General features: G+C 60.1%; 5 protein-coding genes. 4 read left to right on the top strand and 1 reads right to left on the bottom strand.

What is annotated here, in order from left to right:
• The coding region (locus tag A3754_RS14160; RefSeq protein WP_156496998.1) for an SDR family oxidoreductase at positions 1–321 on the top strand (321 nt) is incomplete at its 5' end.
• A gap of 222 nt (positions 322–543) precedes the next feature.
• Here the strand turns inward: A3754_RS14160 and A3754_RS14155 are convergent.
• The gene (locus tag A3754_RS14155; protein WP_063520214.1) at positions 544–1485 is read right to left on the bottom strand and encodes a sterol desaturase family protein; all 942 of its coding nucleotides are present in this window, start codon (positions 1483–1485) and stop codon (positions 544–546) included.
• Between the two features lie 89 nt (positions 1486–1574).
• On the opposite strand from A3754_RS14155, the gene A3754_RS14150 reads away from it, so the two are divergent.
• The 3 genes from A3754_RS14150 to A3754_RS14140 form a co-directional block, all read left to right on the top strand.
• Positions 1575–2489 (top strand): LysR family transcriptional regulator, encoded by a 915-nt coding sequence (locus tag A3754_RS14150; protein WP_063520213.1) that lies wholly within the window; start codon positions 1575–1577, stop codon positions 2487–2489.
• A 54-nt stretch (positions 2490–2543) separates the two neighbouring features.
• Positions 2544–3065: an FxsA family protein gene (locus tag A3754_RS14145; RefSeq protein ID WP_063520212.1), complete on the top strand. Its 522-nt coding sequence runs from the start codon at positions 2544–2546 to the stop codon at positions 3063–3065.
• 217 nt (positions 3066–3282) lie between these two features.
• Positions 3283–4364: Na+/H+ antiporter NhaC family protein (locus tag A3754_RS14140; RefSeq protein ID WP_063520211.1), on the top strand; the 1082-nt coding region annotated here is incomplete at its 3' end.

The raw sequence follows: 4364 nt of genomic DNA, 5'->3' as shown, positions 1-4364 counted from the left end.
GCGGGCATTGCCGGCAACCTGGGCCAGACCAACTATGGTTGTTCCAAAGCAGCAGTCATCGGCATGGTCGATGCGTTCAAGGATGAATACGCCGAGCAAGGCATCACCATCAATGCCGTGGCACCAGGCTTCATCGAAACCCAGATGACCGCCGCCATTCCCTTCACCATCCGTGAAGCGGGCCGTCGCATGAACGCCATGAACCAGGGCGGTCAACCGGTAGACGTGGCCGAAACCATCGCTTTCTTTGCCAGCCCGGCCTCCCAGGGCCTGACTGGCAACGTTGTGCGTGTATGTGGCCAGATGCTGTTGGGGGCTTAAACCCGCAGCAGGCCTCATGCTTCACGCAACAGGCAAGAAGCAACAAAAAGCCGCGCCCACAGGGTGCGGCTTTTTTGTGGGCTGCAGGCCAAGCTTTCTACAGCGCCGCTGCAGGGGCCAGTGTCCGGTCGCAGCGCGGCAAAAAAAGACCCCGCCGGTTACCCGGCGAGGTCTTTAATTCCACGCTCTCCCGAGGTGGATAGCACAAGGAGTCGAGGTTGATCAGGCGACCTCGGCCACCTCTTTCTGTGCCTTTTTGGCAGCCTTCGCTTCAGCGCGGGCTTTTGCCTTTGCCGCGCCACCCGGCATGTATTCGCGCACATCCCATTTGAAATAACGCTTGAGCACACTATTGGCTTCTTCATCATTCTGGCGCCAGCCATACATCTTCGGTTTTTCCTTCTCGATGGCCAGGGTACCGAAGATCAGCCAGTCGTAGATCGCCAGGGTGGACGTCACGTTCTTGGCCGAGTTGGGGCCACGGGCATGGTGATGGTGATGCTGGGTCGGAAAGGTAATCACGTGCGCCAGTGCCCACATGGTTTTACGCACCCAGGCCCACTTGTGATTATGGAAGTACAGATCCCAATTCCAGTTCACATGGGTCTGTGCTGCCCACAACCCTTTAAAGGCCGTCGCCACAAGGAAAATTTCCACCAGGCCCAGATACAGACAAACCAGCTGGAAGGCGTAGTTAGGCATGATCAACCACCAGGCCCAGCCATTCACAAAGGTCTGCGTCACAGACAGCTGCCCCTTGTTGTCCTGGCCGCCAGCCAGGTGATGGGGTCGATGACTCATCTTGTAGAACGCCTGCACCCACTGCAGCGCCTTGTTCTTCGGGCGGCGACTGTGGGCAAACAGGTGGAAGGACCCGTGCAGGAATTCTTCGATGCAGAAGAAGGCAATCAGGGTCGGCCAGAAATACTCGCTTTGCAGCCAGGCAAGTGATCCGGCGCTACCCGGGAAGAGACCGGTCAGAGCCAGCGTAATCAACAGCAGCATCAGCGGGCGCTGAATAGCCACCATGATGAAAGTGGCAAGAAACGCGACTTTCCAGTCCTGGCGAGTCTTTCTGCCTTCGCGGGTGCGGCCCGCAAAGACTTCCCAGATGGCGGTGATAACGATGAAGGTGGTGACTGACAAGGTCAGTATCTGGTCCATGGGTATTCTCCCGGTTGTTGTTATGCGCACCTCCAAACTAGACAGACTGTATTTATCTTTCTAATTGATATTTGGTATAACTAATATCCATGAAGCTGAACTTGCGTAGTATCGACCTGAACCTGCTGCCCGTCTTCGATGCCATCATGGAGGCCGGCCAGCTCTCCCGTGCCGCGGAATCGCTGGGCATGAGCCAGCCCGCAATCAGCGCGGCCCTGCAGCGCCTGCGCCACACCTTTGCAGACACCCTGTTTGTGCGCACCCACCATGGGATGACACCCACCCCCCGTGCCCGGGAGCTACATGATCAGCTTGGCCCGCAACTGGCCGCCCTGCGCGACACCCTGAACCCGGATAACCGCTTCGACCCGGCCACCAGCCAGCGCCATTTCCGCATTCTCAGCCTGGACTATTTCGAAATGGTGGTACTGGGCCCCCTGCTGGCCAGACTCCGCCAACAAGCGCCCCAGGTGGTACTGGAAATCCTGTCTGCCAACGATGATATGCCCGACGAACTCCACAAAGGCCGGGCAGACCTCTCCGTGGACGCTTTCGTGGCTGACGATGACCGCCTGCAACGCAGCGTATTACTGCAAGAACGGCTGTCCGTGATCGCCCGCAAGGGCCACCCCACCATCAAGGGACGGTGCAACAAACAGCAATTTCTGGATGCCGAACATGTGGTGCTGCCGGACCGCAATCGGCAACTTCCCCTGGACCAGATTCTCAATGCCCCCGGCTGGCAGCGCCGCACGGGGGCCCGGGTGACCCAATTTGCCAGCATGCTGGCGGTTTGCGGCGGCTCGGACCTGATTGCCACCGTCCCCGACCGGCTCGCTCAGCAGTACGCCGAAACCATGCAGTTGCAGGTGCTGCCCTTCCCCGTTGACCTGCCGCCCGTCCCCATCTACATGATCTGGTCACCGGCCCAGCAACGCGACCCGGCCCACCGCTGGCTCCGCCAGCAACTGGAGCAAACCATCGCGCAGGAACCTGCCCCTTGAATTCAGGTCCAATCATGACCACATACTGACTATTGACGGCAAACAGGACACCTCATGGGTTTTGGTCGCGTTTTCTTTTTCATCTTCGGTTTTGCTCTGCTGGAGGTACTGGTACTGGCACAAGTCGCCGGGGCAATCGGCTGGCCAATCACCATTGTTGCTACCGTGGCAACCGCCCTGCTGGGCAGCTACCTGTTCCGCCGCCAGGGCCTCAGTACCTGGGTACGCCTGAATCAGCGTATGCAGCAAGGTGAAATGCCCGGGCAGGAAATGGTCGAAGGCATGATGCTGCTGCTCGGCGGCGCTCTGCTGATCACTCCGGGCTTTATTACCGACGCCGTGGGCTTTGCCTTGTTGCTACCCGGTTCACGCCGCTGGATGGCCAACAAGGTGATCCAGAAAGGCTCGTTGCAAAGCTTCACCACCGTGCAGGGAGCCGGGTTTGCCTACACTCGCTCAAGCTACTCCGGCGGAGCAACCAACCCGTTCCAGCAACGACCAGGCAGCAACGATGACCGAACCGGTCTTGGCGGCGGCGACACCATTGAAGGCGAGTCGCACCGCACGGACCAATAGCGTCCGTAGCCTCTAACCGCCAGCTCGCCCGCCACCCGTGCGAGCTTGCCCCAACCTGAAAGCGAAAACGTTCACCGCCCCACTCTATTCATTGAATGAAACCGGATTACACCACCGACCGGCCAAAGACGCCCGGCACCGGGTTAGGAAGTGCTCGCCGCCCCTGCTAGACTGCGCCGCCTCGCGGTAGACTCAGAGCACGCCCGGTGGAGGCACCATGAACCCGTTATTCAACCCCATTGTCTGGTCCGTATTGATCCTGATGGGCCTCAGCCTTGCCCGCATGAATGTGGTGCTGGCGTTACTCTGCGCTGCGCTGGTCGCGGGCCTGGGCAGTGGGCTGGAATTGCAAAGCACGCTTTCCGCCTTCACTGACGGCCTGGGCGACGGCGCCAATATCGCCCTCAGCTATGCCCTGCTGGGGGCTTTTGCCGTGGCCATCGCCCGCTCCGGCATCACCGAATGGCTGGCCGGACGCATCATCGAAAAACTTGGCCGCTCGCCGGATCCCGGCCAGCTACGCCGCATCCGCACCCTGCTACTCACCGTGCTGCTGGCTGCCGCGATCATGAGCCAGAACCTGGTGCCCATCCATATCGCCTTCATCCCGATTCTGGTGCCGCCCTTGCTGGAAGTGATGCACCAGCTGCGCCTGGATCGCCGGCTGGCCGCCTGCATACTGACCTTTGGCCTGATCACCCCTTACATGATGTTGCCAGTGGGCTTCGGCAGTATTTTCCTGCACACCCAACTGGGGCCCAGTCTGGCCAAGGCCGGCCTGGCGCTGCCCAACGACACCTTGCCTCTGGCCATGCTACTGCCCGCTGCCGGCATGCTGGTTGGCCTGCTGCTGGCCATATTCCGTTACCGTAAACCCCGCGACTACCGGCCCGTACAGCTACCCGGTGAAGAACAGCACGCCCCTCTCTCGGTACGCAACGTGGTCGTCGCAGCACTGGCACTGGCGTCAGCGCTGGCCCTGCAGCTTTACAGCGACTCCATTATTCTCGGCGCACTGGTCGGCTTTCTGGTGTTTACGGCAGGCGGCGTGGTGCCCTGGGGGGACTCCCAGGATGCCTTTACTCAGGGGGTCAAAATGATGTCGCTGATTGGCTTCATCATGATCGCCGCTAACGGTTACGCCTCTGTGGTGAATGCCAGCGGGCAGGTTCCCGTATTGGTGGAAGCGGTAACCAGTGGCTTGCAAAGCCCGCCTATCGCTGCCGCGCTGCTGCTGTTGCTTGGCCTGTTCGTGACTCTGGGCATTGGTTCGTCCTTTTCCACCATTCCCATCATCAC

It is taken from the genome of Alcanivorax sp. HI0083, from assembly GCF_001635175.1.
This window is presented reverse-complemented; position numbering and strand designations above follow the sequence as displayed.